The organism is Methanoregula formicica SMSP, assembly GCF_000327485.1.
In the GTDB taxonomy this organism is placed as follows: domain Archaea; phylum Halobacteriota; class Methanomicrobia; order Methanomicrobiales; family Methanospirillaceae; genus Methanoregula; species Methanoregula formicica.
The window spans coordinates 2,087,019-2,106,469 of sequence record NC_019943.1; the positions used below are offsets into that span (position 1 = coordinate 2,087,019).

Sequence of the window (19,451 nt, forward strand, 5' to 3'; positions counted from 1 at the left end):
CTTATGTTTACTCTTTCCTCTCTTTTTTCACGAACCGCCATGTTCCGTTTGGTATGATAAGTTCAAAGCGGGCTCTCTTCCCGTACACCCCGGTCTCCCGGATCGAGATCCCCGTGATCCGGAGGATCTCGCGGGTCAGGAAAAGCCCCATCCCGGTGTTTCTCCCGACGCCGCGCTCAAATATCCTCGCCTTGGCATTATCGGGGATCCCGACACCGTCATCCTCGCAGATGAGGGTCAGCCCGATATCGGAGATCTGGTAATAGAACCGGATCATCGTAAGCCGCTCCCCGTACCGGACCGCATTGTCCGCGAGGTTATAGAATACCTTCTCCAGCAGGGGATCGGCAAAGATCTCCGTCTCCTCGAGTTCGATCTCAATGGAGACGCCGGGATTGTTGAGGCCGGATATCGCACGGGAGACGATATCCCGTACATTCTGCCAGACCGGGGCATGTACACCTACCCCTTGGTAATCCCTCGTGAACGTGATCTGCCGCTGGATGAGTCTTCCCTCTTCCTTGATCTGTTCCAGCAGCCGGGCCAGTTCCTCCTTGTTCCCGGACGCCACGGCCATATCGATGAGGCCGAAGATCCCAGTGATGGTGTTTAAGATATCGTGTCTCGTAATATCGTTCATGAGGTTCAGTTTCTTGTTTGCCAGGTGAATGGCATCCTCGATACGTTTCCGGTCGGTGATATCGGTTATTGTACCAACGTAGCCGTGGATCTGGCCCTTGCTGTCATAGACCGGGACCGACTGCCCGTAGAGCCATATGACTGATCCGTCTGGTCGCATGAACCGGGTCTCAGCATCCGGAAGGAGACGCGACTGGAACTTCTTCCACATCTCTTTGGAGATCCGCATGCGGTCCAGGGGTTCCTGGATCTCTTTCCACGGGCGGCTTCGCATGTCCTGGAAGGTCATGCCGGTCATCTCCTCCCACCGCTCGTTGACGTACGTGAGGGCTCCGCTCGCTTTGCTCTCGAATACTCCGACAGGTGAGGTCTGGAGGAGGTGTGAGAGGCGCTCCTGGCTCTTCTGGAGCTCCTCCTGCATCTGGAGGCGCACTGTGTTGTCGATAAAGGTCTCCAGCAGGCATGAACGCCCATGGAGCATGACCGGAACAACGTGTTTGATGATGGAGATCCTGCTCCCGTCGGATCTCACCAGGATGCGCTGGGAATTATCCACCTGAATGCCAAGGTCCGTGACCGGACACTTGCCGGCTTCGGCCGGGCAGACAACATCATGGCAGGACCTGCCAATAATCTCGTCCCGGGTTATCCCGATCATTTCCAGGGCGGCGGGATTGACATCTATGATCGTATGGGTCCCGGCATCGATAACAAGGATCCCGATACTGACGGACATCAGGAGGGTCTGCAGGTACTCCTGGCTTTCTATTAATGCCTCTTCGAGATTGACTCTCTCCGTCACATCGATAAGAACACCGCGGAACCCGATAACCTGGCCTTCGCGATGAATTGGTGCGAGAGAAATGATCGCACGCATCAATGTGCCATCGGTTTTACGGAGGGTGTAAATCTCTCCGGTTGACGTTCCACCCGAAAGAACCGCGTTCAGGCCGCGACGCATCCGCTCGCCCTCTCCCTCGATAAGGAAATCGCCGACCCGGATATCCTTCCTGATCATCTCATCGGAGATCCCGAATAATTCTGCACCGACCTTGTTGGTGTAGAGGACCCGGCAATCGGCGTCCATCTCAAAAATGGGGAGCGGGAGCAGGTCGGCAAGCTCGTGGAACCGCGCCTCGCTCCGTATGAGGCCTTTACTTGCCTCGTCAAGGGAGTCCAGCATGCCGTTGATCTCTCGCGCTAGTGCTGCGAACTCATCGTTGCCTTCAAGGTGAACTCTCCGTGAGGGAAGAGACTTCGTGCTGATGCCCTGAACCTGAGTGCTGAGGGATGTGATCCGCGAAAGTACAAGGCGGTCGAGGAGGAGAAGATACGTGATCCCCAGCATCAGGCCGGCGGCAAGAACGATGAGGACATACTGGATCGTGGTGGTGGCACCCTGCAGGTAAATTGTGCGGGGTTCACGGACCTCCACGATGAGCCTGCCCTGCCCGGTGATGTCCCGGATGAGGGCATACCCGGCAATTTCATTGTCGCCTACGAACTCCGTGGTTCGGGCGTTGTTGTCCCCCGCTGCTGCAAGCAACGCCCGTACAGACGCGGGAATACCGGGATCATCTGCCGGAAGGAGACGGAACTGTTGCTGTACAGACGTTAACGGGACAACGGTTACGGAATGATCCAGGTACCTGCCCATCACAACACTGCCCGTCGGATTACCCGAGAGATCGGAGTGGAGGATCGGGCAGGACGCCACAATGACCGGCCGGTCATCAAGGATTATGATTCCTGACGTGGTTTTGAGCGGTTCTGAAGTCTTAAGGAGCGGACTTCCCGGCACCAGGTATGGAAAAAGGGACTCCGTCACCGGTATCATAGTGTGGTTCATGGTGTCGTAGGCACCGGCATAGACAACTTCACCGTTCTCATTGGTTATGACAATGAAACTGACCTGCAGGTTCCGGAATATTCCCGGTACAATATTGGTGGAAACATACCCCGGGTTCCTGCCATTGACAAACTCATAGGTATCGTCCCACTGCCCCCAGTCAGTGGTTACCGTGGACAGGGCGTTGTACTCGGCATCCAGACGGCTCAACGCCATGTCAACATCCTGTGTCACATAGCGCTGCTCCAGGGCGCTGTAACTGGTAAGCGAGATGTTTGCAACAAAAAGGACGATCAACGCGAGGATGACGATCAGCAGGGTTATCAGAATGACGCTGGTCTTTTCCTGGAGTTTCATGGTGATCGTCCAATCATTCTCCCGTTTTTATTGGTGGCATATAAACTGTTCTGTGCCCGGAGGATCTGTTCAGGGATGCAGGGATACCGGTATATGAGGATGGAGCGCCAATACTACACCAGATCATCATGAAATGGAAAGACTGGGTCCACGTGACAAAACTCGATCCCGACAAGCAGCTGAAAGCCGGCGATATTGAAGCGATCGCCTCCAGCGGCACGGACGCCCTGATGCTCTCGGGCACCCTCAACGTCACGCAGGAGAACCTTTCCGCACTCTTAAAGGAAGTGAAAGCCTACAACCTCCCGCTCGTCATGGAGCCTGCCGGGCCTGAGGCTGTCCTGATGCAGGGGATCGATTACGTCTTTGTCCCGAGCGTGATGAACACGACCGAGGTCACCTGGATCGTGGGGAAACACAAGGTTTGGGTGCAGATGCACAAGGGTAAAATCCCGTGGGAAGACGCTATCGTGCCCGAAGCATATATCGTGCTCAATCCTAATTCATCGGTTGGCAGGGTGACAAAAGCAGTCTGTGACCTGAAGCCCGAGGAGGTTGCCGCATATACTTCCGTAGCGGATCATTACTTCCATTTCCCTATTGTCTATATCGAGTACAGCGGCACGTTTGGAGACCCGGTCGTTGTGAAGGCTGCGTCCGAGGCTGTTGACAGGGCAGTCCTTTACTATGGCGGCGGGATCAACTCCGCGGAAAAGGCAGCACAGATGGGAAAATACGCTGACACGATCGTTGTCGGCAATGCTGTCTATGACCAGGGCCCGGCTGTCCTGAAAGCAACGGTGGATGCAGTCCAGTAACTCTTTTTATGCCCGAGATCGAGATCGTCCTCGTTGCTCCCATCTATGAAGGAAACGTGGGATTTGCCGCCCGCGTAATGAAGAACTTCGGGTTCTCCCGCCTCGTGCTCATCGACCCCTGCCCGCTCGGAGACGAGGCGAAAGCACGCGCCTCGCATGCGCAGGACGTATTAAGAAACGCCGAGGTCTGCACGATCGAGGACATTTTTGCCCGGAGCAACATCGTTATCGCCACCACCGGCACCGTGAGCAAGTCTGTCTGCCACTCGATGCGGATGCCGTTCTATTCCCCCAAGGAGCTCCGTGAACGGATAAAAGACATTGAAGGCCGGATCGCCATCCTCTTCGGGCGCGAGAACTGGGGGCTCAACAACGAGGAGGTGAAACGGAGCGACATGATCTGCTCCATCCCTACGAGCGAGGAGTACCCGATCCTCAACCTCTCGCACGCGGTCGGCGTGGTCTGCTACGAGCTCGCAAACCTCCCCCTCCCCGGCTATGCCCTCTGCCCCCCGCAGGACATGGAGTACCTGTACCAGCACATCGACCGGTATCTCGACGGCATCCACCACCCGAAATTCAAACGCGAGAACACGCTCATCCTCATCCGCCGTATTCTCGGCCGGTGCAATCTCACGGTACGGGAAGCGAGCACGCTCCACGGGTTACTGCGCCGGAGCGAATGGCACATCGACCCGAAACTGCTGGACCGGGACAAAACGGGCGCCAGAAACCTCCGTGACCCTGATTCCGACGAGGATGATCATCTGGAGTAAAACCGGTCTCCTTTAACGCTGCACGATCTCTCGTCTCCAATCAACACCCATTCTCATCTCATTGCAATGGTTGTCATTGATGGGAAGAACTGTAACCTATCTTACGGTACCAAGGATACAAGCGGTAAGCGCCGGACAACCCGGTTGATATATGGTAATCCTCCGACACGGTTCATATCGCGCTCAGCATGATTATCGGTCACCGCTTTTTGTTATTGGTCAAGGCAGGCAGGGATCTGATGGTGTACTATCCGGACATCCGCAAGACGGCTGATCATTGAGAAATTACGTCGGTAAGAACCACACTATGCAATATTCTGATATCCCATCCCATCCGAAGTACACCGCCCGACCCCCCCTCACCCCACCCTGCGATCCTACAATTTTTCGGATAATTATCACGGGAGACCGGCTTTCAGCCGGGCATCCGGCCCGTAGGGGGTCGGGCGGTGTGCTCCTGCATCCCCGGGATCCGCATGTCCTCCCGCGTCCAGTGTTACGCCTTTAATATACCAAGAAAACCCATGGTATACGGATGATCTTACCGGATCGGAGATGAATCAATGCGACTTCTTCTCATTCATTCAGATTACATAGAATACGAAGCAAAAAAGAAGACAAAGATGGCGGAGGAGGCTTCCGTCCTTGCCGACAAGGAGACCGAGGCGCTCACGGTCTTTTGCGCCGTTGAATCGATCGATGAGGAAGACCTTGAGGGAGTCATCCTCCAGGGAATCGAGGAGATCAAGAAGACCGCAGGACAGGTCAACGTAGACAAGATCGTGGTCTACCCGTATGCCCACCTTTCGAGCGACCTCTCTTCCCCGGAGACCGCGGTCGCGGTGCTCAATGCACTGAAGGCCGGCCTTGAAAAAGAGGGATTCACCGTCAAGCGTGCCCCGTTCGGCTGGTACAAGTCCTTCAAGCTCTCCTGCAAGGGCCACCCCCTCTCGGAGCTCTCCAAGACCATTATCCCCGGTGAGACAACAGTCAAGCCGGCAAAGAAAGAAGTTACCCACGACTGGTTCGTGCTCACTCCCGACGGCAAGCAACACGACTACAAGGAGTTCCTTGACGACTCCCCGTTCGGTTGCCTCGTGAAGAAGGAACTCGGCATCGCAACCCCGGTCGGCGGCGAGCCGGCGCACGTGGACCTGATGCGCGGAAAGGAGCTCGTGGACTACGAGCCCGCATCCGATGTCGGCTGCCTCCGCTGGATGCCAAAAGGCAAACTCATCCGCGACCTCCTCGCCGATTACGTGCTCCGGATGGTGCTCGAATACGGCGGCACCCCGGTCGAAACCCCGGTCATGTACGACCTTGGCGACAAGGCGATCTTCGAGCACGCAGACAAGTTTGGCGAGCGGCAGTACCGCTTCAAGTCCAACAACCGGAACATGATGCTCCGGTTCGCTGCATGCTTTGGCATGTTCTCGATCATGCGGGACATGCACATCTCCCCCAACCACCTCCCGATGAAGATGTACGAGCTCTCCACCTACTCGTTCCGCCACGAGCAGAAAGGCGAGGTCATCGGCTTAAAGCGCCTCCGCTCCTTCACCATGCCCGACATGCACTCGCTCTGCCTCGACATGCCGCAAGCCCTTAAATGTTTTGAGGAGCAGCTCGCGATGGGGTGGCAGACCGGCCGGGACTTTGAGACAAAACTCGTTGCAGCGTTCCGGTGCACGAAGGGATTCTATGCCGAGCACGAGGCATGGGTCAAGAAGATCGTGAAGGAGTCCGACTGCCCGATGCTCATCGAGATCCTCTCCGACCGCGTCCATTACTGGATAGCAAAGATCGACCTTGCCGCAATCGACGGCCAACTCCGCCCTATCGAGAACCCGACCGTCCAGATCGATGTCGAGAGCTCGACCCGGTTCAACATCAAGTACCACAAGGAGGACGGCACCCCGGTCCATCCGCCAATCCTCCACTGCTCGCCCACGGGCAGCGTTGAGCGCGTGATGTGCGCAATCCTGGAGAATGTCTCCACTCAGGCTGTGCCCGCGCTCCCCACCTGGCTCTCGCCCGTGCAGGTCCGGGTCGTGCCGGTGACCGAGAAGCACCTTGCCTATGCAGAAGAACTGATGGCCCAGATCAACGCAGCGCAGATCCGGTGCGACACGGACGACCGGAACGAGACCATGGGCAAGAAGGTCAGGGAGGCTGGTATGGACTGGGTGCCGTACGTGATCGTTGTCGGCGACGATGAAGTTGCCTCAGAGAAACTGACCGTCACGATCCGGAAAAAGTCGCAGCCTAACAAGCCGCACAAGGAGCAGCTCACTGCCGATGCGCTGATCGCTGCGGTGAAGTCGGATGTTGAGGGGAAACCGTTCCGTCCGCTCTATACCCCGAAGAAACTCTCGCAAAAGGCGAGATATATCTAAGAATTTTCCAGTTCTTTTTTTACAAACCGTATTCGCGGGATGGCAACATTCCGAAAAAAATGTCCCGTGATCAACAAGCAGGTACAAAAAGACCGGTTTAATCGTCTTTAACATCCGGGCTTCAGGATTCTTTCGCCGTGAACCGGTACCAGTCACCGTGCTGGATCACCGGAGTTTCGGTAGCCTTTTTGGAAAGGGCGCAATCAACGGCAACCTTCAGATCACGGTCAGAAAAGGGTTTGAGGACAAACCCATACGGGGTGCTCTCCTGAGCCCGGGCAATCGTTGCCTCATCACCACAGGATGTAACAAAAACGACCGGAATATGCAACTCATCCCGGATAATCCTTGCAGCATCAATCCCGTCCATGGTCCCGTGGATATTGATGTCCATCAAAATGACATCCGGTGTATGTTCGCGAGCTTTGGTGATGGCGTCATCCGCGGTCATGACGGCGCAGACGGGATGATAATGCATAGCCTCAAGGGTCATTACGATATCCCTGCTGATGATCGCCTCATCCTCAACCACAAGAATTGTCGGTTTGTCCACAACAGACACCAGCCCGTTCGGAACGGTATTCAATGTGCGGGGTCATCTCCGGAAAACGGATCCTGATAGCACGTGGCAATACCGGGTAATCGTGTACTAGGGTGAACGCCCCCGGGAACGATAAATTCATTGATTTGGTCGCCGTTTACGCGAAATGACTCAAATATATCATATTTCATCTGTTTTCTCATAAGAAAAGAGGAAATATTTTATATAGATCTGATTTTTTTATTCAATCGCATGAGCCCGTACCGTCAGATTATGAACATTCCATACCATTTTTCAGCCCATACATAACCGATGGGACGACGGAGATTCTCGGTATCATGTACGGAAACGCGCTCTTCTGCTGGAAAAATATCTTATAGTTTGTTATCTTGCTCCGGCACTGGAAGAGGCAAAAATACTGAAAAATTCTCGAATTTTGATTGAAATGCTGAAGCCAGTTCACTATAGCGGTAAATGTTTTGCAACCGCCACCTTCAGCTCTTCCAGCGAGACCGGTTTGTTGAGGACACTGACATGCGGATCACGTATCTGCAGCATCCGTTCCTCGACTTCCGGCGCTGCCGTGAAAAGAACAACCGGAAGCTTTTCCATGCCCGGAAGTTCCCGCAGGCGTTTCAGGAACGTCCAGCCGTCAATCGGAACCATCATGATATCGAGAAGGATAAGCGCCGGCGGATCGCGCCGAATCGTCTCCAGGGCCGCGTTGCCATCGGGCATCAGGACGGGTTCATAGCCGAGTCGGCGGATCAAAAGGTCCATCATCTCGAGAATGGGGCGGTCATCCTCCACGAGCATGACCTTCTGCGTCACGGGACACCACCTTCCGCCGGCCGTTGTTTCGGGATATGGATCGTGAAGGTGCTCCCGACATTCACCACGGAATCAACGCTGATGAACCCGCCATGCAGTTGGACATAGCGCTTGGCAATCGAGAGCGAAAGCCCGATCCGCCCGGATTTTTTTCCATTGCCGGCAAGGTCTGCGGGGTTCTGCGTCCGGAAAATCTCGTCCAGCTGGGTGTTGGTGATCCCGATCCCGTTATCCCGTATCGCCAGCCGGTGCATCGTGTCCTGCGCTGATGAGATATACGCGATCCGGATCTTCCGCGGGGGTTTGGAGTAGTTCACCGCATTGGAGAGCATCGAACCGATGACGGTGGCAATCTTCCCCTGGTCAGCGTCGATGACAAGATCCGGGGGGACTTCGATGGCAATCTCCGCCTGCGCACCATAACCCCCACTCTCAATGATGGAGCGGAGGAGCTCCGGCACCGGCACAGAAGAGTATTCGATCGGGATCTTCTCTGCTTCGAGAACGGACAACTCCAGCATCTGGTCGATGACCTGACGCTCATGGTCGATACTCTTTGCAACCCGGTCGAGGATAGCCTTTGTCTCTTCCGTGACCCCGTACTTTTCCGGGTTCTGTGTTAACATGCTGAGATAACCCGTGATCGGCTGGAGCGGGGAATGGAGCTCGTGGACGGCTGTGCTGATGATGCCCCGGCGTCGGATGCTCTCGGTCTCGACCGACTCTTTGAGCCGTTCGTACTCGGTGATATCGACAAGGTTGATCAGGAGCGCAGGGCTGCCCTTCTGGTGGATCCAGGTAAAGAAGAGGGTACCAAGCCGTGTCTCTCCGGTCTTTGTCCGGAACTGCACCTCGGTCAACCCGGGCAGGGGTGTGCCGGCATCGGGACTCTCCGGTAGAGCGGGGAACGCATCGCGATCGTCCGGGTGGATGAGGTCGCGGAAATCTTTTCCCGCCAGTTCTTCAGCATCATAGCCGGTGAACGACCGGAACGTCGGGTTGGTATAACTGATCTTTCCCCCGTTCACGACAACGATGCTGGTCGGGGCATGGTCCGTCACCTGCTGGTACTGCTGCAAGTTCTCATCTGCGGCCTGTTCGGCAAGCTTCCGCTGGTTAATGTCGATGACCGAACAGCTGACCAGGTTCGCGTCGATCCGGCTCCACGAGAGGTTCACCCAGAATGGGTCCTGGCTTTTTTTCAGGAACTGCGTCTCGAAGTTGACCACGTCCTCGCTCGACCCGAGATACTCGAAGAAGCGGCGTTGCTCTTTTTGGGCATGGAAAAACAGCGAGAAATTCATTCCCGCCAGTTCTTCGGGACGATAACCGGTCATGGCCGAAAAATGGGAGTTTGCCATCCGAATGGCAAATGAGTTCTGGTCAAAGAGGACGATCCCCAAAAGCGAGGTCTCAAAGATGCTGCGGTACCGCGTCTCGCTCGTGTTGACTTTCTCGGTGAAATACGCGACAACGGCAGCGATACAGATGAAGAGGATTGCCTGCCCGGTCGTGTAAATCAGGCCGGCGGTGTCCGGGAATACGTACATGTAGGCCAGGACTTCGTAGACAACGGCACAGAACCCGGCAAGGAAGAGACCACGCCGGGGGTAAAAGTACGTGGCGTAGAGGATCGGGAAATAGAAGAGCTGGGAGTAGATCGTCTCGACGTGCTTGGTGAGCGAGATGGACGTGATGAAGATACACGAGAGGGTGAGCGAGGCAATGACGAAAAGCCGCACGATTTCCGTGTGCGAAATGGTATGCCCCGCTACTGAGAGATACCGATCCATGAGTAGTGTCGTATTATCCGGGAATGGTTATAAATATTCTATCCGGCCGACGCCCGCTTCTCCTCATGCAGCGGGGTGCACGCAAGGCCATTCAACTCAGGGACAGGATCCACGGATCAGGCTGCAAGCGGGGAGAGTTTCTGTATTACCCGCTCCACCTGCTGTACCGCTGTGCCGAGGTAGGCATCGGGTGTGAGCAGGGCCGCAATCTCATCCTTTGAACAGAAGCGGACAACGTCGGGATCCTGTGCAAGGATATCGGCAAGCGGTTTTCCTTCGGAAAAGGCCTGCATGCTTGCGACCCGGATCTTCTCGTGGGAGTCCTGCCGGCTCATGCCCTTCTTTGTCAGCTCGATCATCACCGATTCGGCCATGTTGATCCCGTGCAGGAACGCGAGGTTCCTGCGGATCGCGTCTTTCCTGATAACGAGCCCATCGATGACCACGGCCATGAGCCGGAGGCAGTGGTCGGTGAGAATTGAGGACTCCGGAAAGAGCACCCGCTCGCACGAGGAGTTGGTCAGGTCACGCTCGTCCCAGAGGGTGTTGTTCTGGAGCGCCGGTTCCACGGCAGAACGGATGATCCGGGCAAGTCCGCAGACCTGCTCGCTCTTGATCGGGTTGCGCTTGTGGGGCATCGTGGAGGAGCCGACCTGGTTCTTACCGAACGCTTCCTCGACTTCGCCGATCTCGGTCCGCTGGAGCGAGCGGATCTCGACGCCGATCTTGTCAAGCGTTGTCGCAACATTCGCGCAGAACATGAAGTACTCCGCGTACCGGTCGCGGGCAATCACCTGGTTGGAGACGTCCACCGATCCGATCCCCAGGTTTGCCATCATGGTTGCCTGCACGTCCATCCCCTTTGGCCCGAGTGCTGCCTGTGTCCCGACAGCACCGGTCATCTGGCCGACAACGACACGGGGGCGCATCTGTTCGAGCCGCTCGATGTGCCGGCCAACCTCGCTTGCCCAGATGGCGAAGCGGAGGCCATAGGTTGTGGGAACTCCGTGCTGGCCATGGGTCCTGCCGATACAGACCAGCGTCTTGTTCTCTTCCGCCCGCTTCAGGAGGACCGCGAGGAGTTTCCGGAGTTTTGTATCGATCAGGCCGAGCGACTGCCCGAGCTGGAGGCCGGTCGCGGTATCGAGGATATCGTTGCTCGTTGCGCCGTAGTGCACCCACCGCCCGGACTCGCCTGTTACTTCCGAGATCGACTTGACGATTGCCATCATGTCGTGGCTGATCTCGAGCTCGATCGCCTTCGCCCGCTCGAGCGACGCGTTCTTTGCCGTGCTCTCGATCTCTCCTGCTGCCGCTGCAGGGATCATGCCGTGGTAGGCCTCGGCTTTTGCCAGCGCGACCTCGGCCGCCACGATGCAGGCGAACCGGTTTTTCTCACTCCAGACGGCACGCATCTCCTTTGTGCCGTAGCGCTCCTCGATGGGGTGGACTGCCATGTGAACAGATCTGTTGTCCGGGAATATAGGGATTGGGGGATTGTTTGGAATGCAAGAATCTTTTTCGCGGAGATTATGTAAAATCGTCCTTGTTCTGATGAATGTGCCACTCGAAGATTACTTACACTTACCAGGGCGCGCAGTACATCATATTTCAATCCTTGTTCTCGTGGATGTTTCGCTCGAAGAAAAAACAGGGGTGGATCAACCTCATGAATCGGGGTTTCAATCCTTGTTCTCGTGGATGTTTCGCTCGAAGGACATTTACCCAATGGCTGATTGGCAGTTAGCGATGTTTCAATCCTTGTTCTCGTGGATGTTTCGCTCGAAGTATTTACGGCGTTCTGTTCAATCTTAACCGCCGGATAGGGTTTCAATCCTTGTTCTCGTGGATGTTTCGCTCGAAGGTTACGGGGGAGAAGGGACTGCATTGCGGTCTTACATGTTTCAATCCTTGTTCTCGTGGATGTTTCGCTCGAAGACCGAGCAGGGCAAACGCTCGCTGGCGGTTCTTGAGTTTCAATCCTTGTTCTCGTGGATGTTTCGCTCGAAGCAGGGGTAACTTTGCTGGGTTCAAGCAGGTGTGTCCGAGTTTCAATCCTTGTTCTCGTGGATGTTTCGCTCGAAGTCCTATAACATCGCACGCAACAGTGGTCTTTCGGGGTTTCAATCCTTGTTCTCGTGGATGTTTCGCTCGAAGCAAGAGGCGGAAAACAAACACCTCACGGTTGACGGGTTTCAATCCTTGTTCTCGTGGATGTTTCGCTCGAAGGGAATTATCTTGTATTCAGTCATTCGCACGATGGCTGTTTCAATCCTTGTTCTCGTGGATGTTTCGCTCGAAGCCTATAGGTAATATAGGTAATTGTCGCCCGGCTTGGTTTCAATCCTTGTTCTCGTGGATGTTTCGCTCGAAGAAACTCTCATTTTGGGCTTCTTTTCCAAGTGGTTTGTTTCAATCCTTGTTCTCGTGGATGTTTCGCTCGAAGTGTTTTATCCGAGCGGTGCGCCCGGGTCAAAAGGGTTTCAATCCTTGTTCTCGTGGATGTTTCGCTCGAAGGGTACTCGAAATCATTGATAGTCGTAGTGTTTGGGTTTCAATCCTTGTTCTCGTGGATGTTTCGCTCGAAGCAGAATTGAATGAACAGATTGCAGAACTCGAAGCAAAAGTTTCAATCCTTGTTCTCGTGGATGTTTCGCTCGAAGCCAGAATATAGTATTATGCATTTGTAGCCGGTGAGTTTCAATCCTTGTTCTCGTGGATGTTTCGCTCGAAGCATCGAGAAGGACGGCGGGTTGCTCGTCAAGGGTGGTTTCAATCCTTGTTCTCGTGGATGTTTCGCTCGAAGTTTACAGTATTGCGGGTGTATTATTCATCTGCACGATTTGTTTCAATCCTTGTTCTCGTGGATGTTTCGCTCGAAGAGACGAAATGGAAAAAAAGAAATTGACGCACTGCGGTTTCAATCCTTGTTCTCGTGGATGTTTCGCTCGAAGGTACATATTAATCATCTCAGACCATGTTCCTTATCAGTTTCAATCCTTGTTCTCGTGGATGTTTCGCTCGAAGTCGTCTGGCTTACGCTCTTTCTTTTCAGCCATCTTTGTTTCAATCCTTGTTCTCGTGGATGTTTCGCTCGAAGAGGGTATGATACCTTACAACAATCTTTTTGTGAGGTGGTTTCAATCCTTGTTCTCGTGGATGTTTCGCTCGAAGGTCCACCTGGTAAGCGGTATTTTAGTGGTTTTTGGTTTCAATCCTTGTTCTCGTGGATGTTTCGCTCGAAGTGCGGCAAGGTCTATGTTGAAATGAAATTCGTTGTTGTTTCAATCCTTGTTCTCGTGGATGTTTCGCTCGAAGGTAATGGTTCCAAATTCCGATCTGGTGTTATCAAGTTTCAATCCTTGTTCTCGTGGATGTTTCGCTCGAAGGGAAAGCGTCACATCGTCCACTACCGCAGATCCGGCGGTTTCAATCCTTGTTCTCGTGGATGTTTCGCTCGAAGTACGGAAATTCTGCGACATTTTCCCACCGTCGGGAGTTTCAATCCTTGTTCTCGTGGATGTTTCGCTCGAAGCGTGTGGGTTGTCGAGGGGTGATACCGTGGTTTTCAGTTTCAATCCTTGTTCTCGTGGATGTTTCGCTCGAAGGGGGATCAATGGAGACTATACTATACCGGAAATGAGTTTCAATCCTTGTTCTCGTGGATGTTTCGCTCGAAGATACACCGGCTGGTTATGGCACGGGCGCATGGTGGTTTCAATCCTTGTTCTCGTGGATGTTTCGCTCGAAGTTTAATGTCTGTTGAACCAACATCGGAACCAACAGGTTTCAATCCTTGTTCTCGTGGATGTTTCGCTCGAAGGGAATGAACACAGAGAGTGTTTCATCAATGTGGAGTTTCAATCCTTGTTCTCGTGGATGTTTCGCTCGAAGTCTGGCATAACCGCTTGATACTCTTCATAGAGTTGTTTCAATCCTTGTTCTCGTGGATGTTTCGCTCGAAGATGATTGTAGGATCGAAGGCGAAGAAGAAGATGAATGTTTCAATCCTTGTTCTCGTGGATGTTTCGCTCGAAGTGCTTCTTTTCTTGTGTAGAACACTTTTCCTATGAGTTTCAATCCTTGTTCTCGTGGATGTTTCGCTCGAAGGTGAAACCATGTTAGCACCCGATACAATCAAACGAAGTTTCAATCCTTGTTCTCGTGGATGTTTCGCTCGAAGCAAGCTTTGCTACAATCTAATGTTGTCTTGGGGTATATTGTTTCAATCCTTGTTCTCGTGGATGTTTCGCTCGAAGGTGAAACCATGTTAGCACCCGATACAATCAAACGAAGTTTCAATCCTTGTTCTCGTGGATGTTTCGCTCGAAGCCGTTCCTGTTCTCTTAAGAGGGGAGGGGAGGGGGGTTTCAATCCTTGTTCTCGTGGATGTTTCGCTCGAAGTGACAATCGGTTGGGTATATCCATCATTCCTGATGTTTCAATCCTTGTTCTCGTGGATGTTTCGCTCGAAGTGTGGGGTCCCAATCGGGCCCTTCTTTCGTCCACGGTTTCAATCCTTGTTCTCGTGGATGTTTCGCTCGAAGCCAGCCGGAGGCGATCATGGCTCCGTTGATCGCACCAGTTTCAATCCTTGTTCTCGTGGATGTTTCGCTCGAAGAAACGCCCGGAACGGTCAAGGCGCCCGTTAAGAAAAAGTTTCAATCCTTGTTCTCGTGGATGTTTCGCTCGAAGCATACTTACCGCGGGGGAACGAGGCACATTCCTGGAGTTTCAATCCTTGTTCTCGTGGATGTTTCGCTCGAAGAAGTAGTTCTCGGATCTCCACATCTCGTAAGTTTGTTTCAATCCTTGTTCTCGTGGATGTTTCGCTCGAAGTATTTCTTAATTAATAATATACAATTAGGCTCAAAGTTTCAATCCTTGTTCTCGTGGATGTTTCGCTCGAAGTGAATATTTCTTTTCAGGCAGTCTTTACCATTTTGTTTCAATCCTTGTTCTCGTGGATGTTTCGCTCGAAGGGAACGGGTGTTCCTGTAGTAGTTGGAATAGGTGTGTTTCAATCCTTGTTCTCGTGGATGTTTCGCTCGAAGGTATTGCGGGAAACTGATCACGGCCCGGGATGAATGTTTCAATCCTTGTTCTCGTGGATGTTTCGCTCGAAGCTCTCTTCCGGAGTACTTGCATAACATAACATAACAGTTTCAATCCTTGTTCTCGTGGATGTTTCGCTCGAAGCCGGAACTCTTTCATGTACGGCAGATAATCACGGGTTTCAATCCTTGTTCTCGTGGATGTTTCGCTCGAAGAAGTCGAAGAATTTAAGATACTGTCACATGATTGGTTTCAATCCTTGTTCTCGTGGATGTTTCGCTCGAAGGCATCTCCTCAAAAATCCTCTACGCGTGGAGAGGGTTTCAATCCTTGTTCTCGTGGATGTTTCGCTCGAAGGCAAAGTGCGCGGAATTTTGCATGCGGTTTGTCAAGGGTTTCAATCCTTGTTCTCGTGGATGTTTCGCTCGAAGGTATTAGGGGATGCATGGCACAACCAGTTTAATCCGCAGTTTCAATCCTTGTTCTCGTGGATGTTTCGCTCGAAGTCATATCAATGTCATATTGGTATGCCCGGTGGTGGTTTCAATCCTTGTTCTCGTGGATGTTTCGCTCGAAGTATCAGGTTTTCTGTTGCTTGTGTGGCATGGCCCTGTTTCAATCCTTGTTCTCGTGGATGTTTCGCTCGAAGTGGACTGGTCACGACACCGCATTCACATTCCAATAGTTTCAATCCTTGTTCTCGTGGATGTTTCGCTCGAAGCCAACAGGTCAGTTCTACAACCATGCGTTATCATAGGTTTCAATCCTTGTTCTCGTGGATGTTTCGCTCGAAGTTATCCTACCAGTGACCACGGAACCCGAGATATGGAGTTTCAATCCTTGTTCTCGTGGATGTTTCGCTCGAAGCAGGTGGTAGTTGAACGACCCTTATACCTGATCGAGTTTCAATCCTTGTTCTCGTGGATGTTTCGCTCGAAGACTGATCACGGGACGATCTATTACGAGCGGAGAGGTTTCAATCCTTGTTCTCGTGGATGTTTCGCTCGAAGCCAGTACAAAGGATACCCTGGTGGATACGCTTGGCTGAGTTTCAATCCTTGTTCTCGTGGATGTTTCGCTCGAAGGTACTTCTGCACCGTCACACTGGATCGGGCGCTGGAGTTTCAATCCTTGTTCTCGTGGATGTTTCGCTCGAAGGATACCACATTTTAGATCGAACTAATACTTTCTTCGTTTCAATCCTTGTTCTCGTGGATGTTTCGCTCGAAGTGTTGAGAATCCATCGTCACCGAATGACCAATTGGTTTCAATCCTTGTTCTCGTGGATGTTTCGCTCGAAGTTCGCCCGGGACAACACCGGCAAGCCTGGTGGATGGTTTCAATCCTTGTTCTCGTGGATGTTTCGCTCGAAGGGTGGAGTATATACCTGGACAGAGATTGGCAGCCCATGTTTCAATCCTTGTTCTCGTGGATGTTTCGCTCGAAGCCAGACCCAGATATTCGGATCTCCTGATGAGGTATCAGGTTTCAATCCTTGTTCTCGTGGATGTTTCGCTCGAAGTGGAGCCTACAAGTCCACTTCGCACACCTGAGCAGAGTTTCAATCCTTGTTCTCGTGGATGTTTCGCTCGAAGAAGTCTGCTATTCCATTACCATTGGCAGCATATATGTTTCAATCCTTGTTCTCGTGGATGTTTCGCTCGAAGAATAGTCTCTAATGAGAAGTAACTAAAATCAAAGAGTTTCAATCCTTGTTCTCGTGGATGTTTCGCTCGAAGGCCGCGAAATTTTGCGTATTTTCCGCTGAATCGCGACCAAATCACTTAAAATTCCTGCATGAATTTCTTCCTGCGGAATTATCGATTCCTATTTAAAGATAAGAATCAGGTGCAGATTGTTGCATAACAACAGTCGATGCACTTGTTTTTGTATTTACCCTTGTTCGGATAAAATCCTTTGTCGATGATCTCAAGGATCTCCCCGATGATCTCTCGACCCCGCTCGAAATCCGGCCCGGTGAATTCGATAGTTTCAATGTGGTGATTGCTCCGTGTAAAGCAGATGAATCCCCGTTTCACATCGCACTGGTAATTCTCCCGGATCATCATGGCGTGAAGGACGAGCTGATACTTGTAGGTCTGGAAGATCGTGTCCTTGAACTCAGCAAATTTGTATTCGAACGGGGCGGCCGTTCCATCATCAAGGAAGAGGACTTCATCGACAATTCCTTTGATATGATTCTGCTTGGATGCGATGAACACGTTAATCTCTTTTTGGACTACCCCGAGTTTCTTCCTCAAGTAATCAGGATTTGTAATCATCTTCTCTTCGTGAACCTCGCGCCCTTTCATCACCTTGAACCGTTTCTCCTCATGCTGGGGGATATCGAGGCAGTGCATGTGATAAATGAACCGGGGACAGAACAGGTATTCGAGCACATCGGAGATCGTGATGATGGTGTCGCTTTCGGAAGACATGATCAGAAAAACTTCGTCAGGAGTTCGTCGCTCACCAGTTTCTTGTCGAAAGCCTGGCCGAGCAGTTTTACCTTCTTGAACGAGGCATCGTCCATAGGGAATACGTATACGGAATCAACTTCCGGATCGATCTCCTGTTCGCATTCCAGCGCGAGGGAGTCGCGTTCATTGGAATTCAGGTTCCCGAGGAACACGCTCTTCTGGACCCGGTACAGGCCTTTGTTCAGGCAGATGCGGACCACATGGTTCCGCGTTGTCGTTTTCGCGATATCGTACACCACCCAGACCATCGTCATGTGCCGTCACCTATTTGATCAGTTTGTTTGCAATGTGGTGGCACTCCATCTGAATGGTATTCCTCGTCTTGATATTTCGTCCACGGTATTCGATCTCCTTGTCGAACATCTCGTTGATCGCGCCGATGAGGGCCGCCTTTCCCTCCCTGTTAAGATACAGGCCGTGGGGAACAGGATCGAAATACCCCTCCGAGACCTGCCGCTTCATGAAGAGGTTCACGACAGTCCGGTCGATGTTGGCCCGGAATAATTCGATAAGATCGAAAACGAACGACCGCTTGTTGTAGTTATCTGTGTGCAGGAATCCGACATACGGATCGAGTCCCGCGATGATACAGGAGCGTTCGACCTGCGAGTAAAGAACCCCGTACCCGTAATTCAGCAGGCAGTTGAATCCGTCGCGCGCCGGGTCCCGGCTCCGGCCCTTGAACTTCCATTTCTCTGGCATGATACTGCTGATCGCGTCGAAATATGCCTGCGAGGCCATGCCCTCGATGCCCATGATTGATCCGCGTTTGAAATCAAGCGTTCCTTTCATTTCCTTCAGCGATACGAGCAGGACTTCAAGCCGGGTGATGTACTGTTCGAGCGGTTCTTTCTGTTCGGGCCGGTTCTTCTTCAGGTCTTTGAGCAGATCGACCTGGTCCTCGATCTTCTTTGCTATCCATTCGCGTGCGAGGTAAAAGCCGGTATCCTCGTTCGCCGCTTCAAGCTGGCGGCGGCGGATGAGTGTGGTGCTCCCGAGTTTTGAATGCCACACGCGCCCATACGGATTGCCGTGATAATCGAGAAAGATGATGTCGATGTTGTGCTCGATGGCGAACTGGATCGCATCGGTGGTGATCGTTGCGGACGTGGTGATGAGGATGCTGTCAACCTTGTCGGCCGAGACCTCGAAGGTCTTCTCATCGTTCTTCACGAGAAAACAGTTGTTGGATTTCTTCAGGTACGATCCCCGTGTGTTAATGACGAGCTGCATGCGCTGTCGCCTCCATACTCTCCTTTCAGTTGCCTCACTGCACCGAACCCGCGCGAGACGGATTTGCCGATGCCAAGCAGGTCCGGGATCAGGAAATTTGCCTGGAATTTCCCGGTAAAAACCATGACGCTGACATCCTTGAGCCGGTCCTTGCGGAAGTGCACCTGTGCGTCACACTTGATTTGGCCGGGCACATCGTAGTTGAGCGACTTGGCCATCGAGAGAATATTGCCGGTCAGGATTTTCCGCATGAACTCGTCGCGCTCCGGCTTCCCCTTGAGGGTGTAGAACTTCCGGTAGTTCTCCTGGTTCAGCGCGAGCCACGGGGTCGCGAACTCATACGAGTGGATTTTATCCGAGATCCCGAACTCCTCGTCCTTCAACGAGATGCCGCGCTCAACGATTTGGTATGTATTCTCTCCCAGTCGGATCTCCTGGTATTCATCGAAGATCTGTTTGAGGACTTCCGCGCCCTCGTTGATTCCGATCACGGTCGGGACATTGCCACTCATCTTGTATTGCACGACCGGGTAGCGGTAAATGAACTTGTCTGCGTTGTGCTGGTGGAGTTCTGCGTATTCGTTGAATTTTGTGGCGAAGAAGCCCCGGAGTTCGTGGGCGGAGCCGTGGATGGGCCGGGTGGAGCCGAGGGTCAGGGTGAAGGTGTGGAGGATCATCGTTAT

Annotated in this window: 12 protein-coding genes and 1 CRISPR repeat array; of the genes, 3 read left to right on the plus strand and 9 right to left on the minus strand. The window is 52.9% G+C overall.

Annotation, left to right across the window (positions count from 1 at the left end):
• Positions 1-7 precede the first annotated feature (7 nt).
• The gene (locus METFOR_RS14615) at positions 8-2,845 is read right to left on the minus strand and encodes a PAS domain S-box protein (protein WP_015286108.1); all 2,838 of its coding nucleotides are present in this window, start codon (positions 2,843-2,845) and stop codon (positions 8-10) included.
• Between the two features lie 128 nt (positions 2,846-2,973).
• On the opposite strand from METFOR_RS14615, the gene METFOR_RS10470 reads away from it, so the two are divergent.
• From METFOR_RS10470 to METFOR_RS10480, 3 genes are all read left to right on the plus strand, one after another.
• Complete coding sequence (locus METFOR_RS10470) at positions 2,974-3,663, plus strand: phosphoglycerol geranylgeranyltransferase (protein WP_015286109.1); 690 nt, start codon at positions 2,974-2,976, stop codon at positions 3,661-3,663.
• An 8-nt stretch (positions 3,664-3,671) separates the two neighbouring features.
• Positions 3,672-4,439 carry an RNA methyltransferase gene (locus tag METFOR_RS10475; RefSeq protein WP_015286110.1) on the plus strand — a complete coding sequence of 256 codons (768 nt, stop codon included), beginning with the start codon at positions 3,672-3,674 and terminating at the stop codon, positions 4,437-4,439.
• A gap of 563 nt (positions 4,440-5,002) precedes the next feature.
• Positions 5,003-6,835: a threonine--tRNA ligase gene (locus METFOR_RS10480; protein WP_015286111.1), complete on the plus strand. Its 1,833-nt coding sequence runs from the start codon at positions 5,003-5,005 to the stop codon at positions 6,833-6,835.
• 121 nt (positions 6,836-6,956) lie between these two features.
• Here the strand turns inward: METFOR_RS10480 and METFOR_RS10485 are convergent, their stop codons facing one another.
• From METFOR_RS10485 to METFOR_RS10520, 8 genes are all read right to left on the minus strand, one after another.
• On the minus strand, positions 6,957-7,388 hold the full coding sequence (locus METFOR_RS10485) for a response regulator (RefSeq protein WP_015286112.1): 432 nt from the start codon (positions 7,386-7,388) through the stop codon (positions 6,957-6,959).
• Between the two features lie 450 nt (positions 7,389-7,838).
• Entirely contained in the window at positions 7,839-8,207 is a 369-nt protein-coding gene (locus tag METFOR_RS10490) for a response regulator (RefSeq protein WP_148277668.1), read from the minus strand.
• Complete coding sequence (locus tag METFOR_RS10495; RefSeq protein ID WP_015286114.1) at positions 8,204-10,000, minus strand: PAS domain-containing sensor histidine kinase; 1,797 nt, start codon at positions 9,998-10,000, stop codon at positions 8,204-8,206. The genes METFOR_RS10490 and METFOR_RS10495 overlap by 4 nt, the downstream gene beginning before the upstream one ends.
• A 116-nt stretch (positions 10,001-10,116) precedes the next feature.
• Positions 10,117-11,457 (minus strand): adenylosuccinate lyase, encoded by a 1,341-nt coding sequence (gene purB, locus METFOR_RS10500; RefSeq protein ID WP_015286115.1) that lies wholly within the window; start codon positions 11,455-11,457, stop codon positions 10,117-10,119.
• 151 nt (positions 11,458-11,608) lie between these two features.
• A CRISPR array of direct repeats spans positions 11,609-16,794; the repeat unit is 37 nt; unit sequence GTTTCAATCCTTGTTCTCGTGGATGTTTCGCTCGAAG.
• Positions 16,795-16,899: 105 nt separating this feature from the next.
• Complete coding sequence (gene cas4 / locus METFOR_RS10505; protein WP_015286116.1) at positions 16,900-17,493, minus strand: CRISPR-associated protein Cas4; 594 nt, start codon at positions 17,491-17,493, stop codon at positions 16,900-16,902.
• Between the two features lie 2 nt (positions 17,494-17,495).
• Positions 17,496-17,789 (minus strand): CRISPR-associated endonuclease Cas2, encoded by a 294-nt coding sequence (gene cas2, locus METFOR_RS10510; RefSeq protein ID WP_015286117.1) that lies wholly within the window; start codon positions 17,787-17,789, stop codon positions 17,496-17,498.
• A gap of 10 nt (positions 17,790-17,799) precedes the next feature.
• A complete protein-coding gene (cas1, locus tag METFOR_RS10515) occupies positions 17,800-18,768 on the minus strand; it encodes a CRISPR-associated endonuclease Cas1 (RefSeq protein ID WP_015286118.1) in 969 nt (322 codons plus the stop codon).
• Positions 18,732-19,445, minus strand: coding sequence for a CRISPR-associated endonuclease Cas6 (locus METFOR_RS10520; protein ID WP_015286119.1), 714 nt, complete (start codon positions 19,443-19,445; stop codon positions 18,732-18,734). The genes cas1 and METFOR_RS10520 overlap by 37 nt, the downstream gene beginning before the upstream one ends.
• Positions 19,446-19,451 lie beyond the last annotated feature (6 nt).

What these genes read in the sequence shown, in the direction of transcription:
- cas4 (WP_015286116.1), bottom strand. Translation starts at nt 17,493, where the DNA reads ATGTCTTCCGAAAGCGACACCATCATCACGATCTCCGATGTGCTCGAA.
- METFOR_RS10480 (WP_015286111.1), top strand. Translation starts at nt 5,003, where the DNA reads ATGCGACTTCTTCTCATTCATTCAGATTACATAGAATACGAAGCAAAA.
- METFOR_RS10475 (WP_015286110.1), top strand. Translation starts at nt 3,672, where the DNA reads ATGCCCGAGATCGAGATCGTCCTCGTTGCTCCCATCTATGAAGGAAAC.
- METFOR_RS14615 (WP_015286108.1), bottom strand. Translation starts at nt 2,845, where the DNA reads ATGAAACTCCAGGAAAAGACCAGCGTCATTCTGATAACCCTGCTGATC.
- METFOR_RS10520 (WP_015286119.1), bottom strand. Translation starts at nt 19,445, where the DNA reads ATGATCCTCCACACCTTCACCCTGACCCTCGGCTCCACCCGGCCCATC.
- cas1 (WP_015286118.1), bottom strand. Translation starts at nt 18,768, where the DNA reads ATGCAGCTCGTCATTAACACACGGGGATCGTACCTGAAGAAATCCAAC.
- METFOR_RS10470 (WP_015286109.1), top strand. Translation starts at nt 2,974, where the DNA reads ATGAAATGGAAAGACTGGGTCCACGTGACAAAACTCGATCCCGACAAG.
- purB (WP_015286115.1), bottom strand. Translation starts at nt 11,457, where the DNA reads ATGGCAGTCCACCCCATCGAGGAGCGCTACGGCACAAAGGAGATGCGT.
- METFOR_RS10495 (WP_015286114.1), bottom strand. Translation starts at nt 10,000, where the DNA reads ATGGATCGGTATCTCTCAGTAGCGGGGCATACCATTTCGCACACGGAA.
- cas2 (WP_015286117.1), bottom strand. Translation starts at nt 17,789, where the DNA reads ATGACGATGGTCTGGGTGGTGTACGATATCGCGAAAACGACAACGCGG.